Genomic DNA, 1640 nt, shown 5'->3' on the forward strand with positions numbered 1-1640 from the left:
TTTTGAGGCTTTAATGACCTTTGGTTCCTTTCCCCTCCCTTGCCTGGAGGCTTCGCCATTATAAAAGCAGAAAATAATCCAATGACGGATTAACGTACTTGTGTAAACGGCGGCGGAGGCCGTCGGCCGAAGCTGGCGTTTACACGTTGTTAGCAGCTGGTTTTTTTATGCGTATCCATTTGTTCCAATTCCTAAACGTTCGCCAGTCGTTAGGTTTAGTCTAATTGTGAAATAACAATTTCCACCATCAAATACATGAATTAGTTCTCTCCGCCAATCTTTATCGAAGTCGTTACAAAATCCATTTATCCAGATTTCTTTTTCCCCTTTCCCATTTAAGTATGGAACATATTGAATCTTATAGTTACTCAAGTTCTCTATTTGATACATTTTAGCATATTTCTTCCTTTCCCCACGCTTCCTAAATTCCTCGCTTATTGCGGTATTGAAGTCTTTAATATATTCAATGGAAGCTTTCTTTACCAAATCCAGTTCAGCTTCAGACAGTTCTGTAGTCGTCGATGATTCAGGGAGGACTTTATAAATTGTTATAAGGTCGGTAATTGTTTCTTTATCTTTTAAAATCACATAGGCAGATTGACCTCGGCAGGTTGCAAAATTCAAAAGCGCAAAAAATAGTAGTAAGATTTTTTTCATATTTTAACTTGCTGCTAACGTCTGGTATAAACGACGCCGTAGGCCGTCGGCCAAGGTGACGTTTATGCGTTGTTGGGTGACGTTGTTTCTTTATACAGTTTCTAGTTTTCTGTTTTTGGCCTGATTTTCAAAAAACAGCCCGAAAACAGCTTGCAGAATGAATTCTACTTTTTCTGTCCGTCCGTTTTTGCCCTCATTTCCGAAAACAAGGCCGAAAACGCATTCCGTCGGTTTGCGCGCATTGCCGGTAAATTCTTTCTGCGCGGACGCAGCGTCAATTCCTCTTCTGCGAATCTTGCTGGTCGAAGTCGGGTGGCGTTCATTGACTTTTGTAAAGCTAACCTAATTCTTTAGCTGAATTACTTCTGCAACTTGTGCAGATTCTTTTGTCGGCTTTGCTGATTTTTTTGCTGGCCGACGCGAGAACCTGTGTTTACAATGACACCCAACGCCTTGGCTAAACGACGGCGACAGCCGTCGGCTGGAGATGACGTTTAGCCGTTGTTGGCGGACGTTGTTGTTTTATTTTCCTTTTTCTGTTTTTGGCCTGATTTCAGAAAAGCAGCCCGAAAACAGAAAATCGGAGTGTTTATCTTATTCCGTTTGCCCGTCCAGTTTTGGCCTGATTTCCAGAAAAGAGGCCGAAAACGCAATTCTGTCCGTCGGTGATGCACGCATTTTGCGTCAATTCTTGCTCAACCGCAACGTCAACTCCTCTTTTGCAACATTTGCTGAAAGTCGGGTGGCGTTCCAAACTTCTGCTAAGCTAATCAAAATCCTCTGCTGATTTTCTTCTGCAAGTCCAGACGATTATTTTTAGAACTTCTGCCACTATTGCTGATGTTTTTCTGCCGTTCAAGTTGGTAAATTGTTCTTTCAATGACCGCCAACGGTTAGTATAAAAAACGTGCTAGGCCGTCGGCCGTAGCATGATTTTTATGCAATGTTAGCATTAGTATTTTTTATGCTGGTGCCATTTCTAA

The 1640-nt window shown here is 41.9% G+C and carries 2 protein-coding genes; one reads left to right on the forward strand and one right to left on the reverse strand.

The features are described from left to right. Positions 1–165: 165 nt before the first annotated feature. Complete coding sequence (locus FHS90_RS22185) at positions 166–657, reverse strand: hypothetical protein (protein ID WP_182514622.1); 492 nt, start codon at positions 655–657, stop codon at positions 166–168. Between the two features lie 487 nt (positions 658–1144). Here FHS90_RS22185 and FHS90_RS22190 point away from each other — a divergent pair, with 487 nt between their 5' ends. Continuing rightward, positions 1145–1444, forward strand: coding sequence for a hypothetical protein (locus FHS90_RS22190; protein ID WP_182514623.1), 300 nt, complete (start codon positions 1145–1147; stop codon positions 1442–1444). Positions 1445–1640 lie beyond the last annotated feature (196 nt).

This window comes from Rufibacter ruber (assembly GCF_014138425.1).
Taxonomy (GTDB): Bacteria; Bacteroidota; Bacteroidia; order Cytophagales; family Hymenobacteraceae; genus Nibribacter; species Nibribacter ruber_C.

What these genes read in the sequence shown, in the direction of transcription:
- FHS90_RS22185 (WP_182514622.1), bottom strand. Translation starts at nt 657, where the DNA reads ATGAAAAAAATCTTACTACTATTTTTTGCGCTTTTGAATTTTGCAACC.
- FHS90_RS22190 (WP_182514623.1), top strand. Translation starts at nt 1,145, where the DNA reads ATGACGTTTAGCCGTTGTTGGCGGACGTTGTTGTTTTATTTTCCTTTT.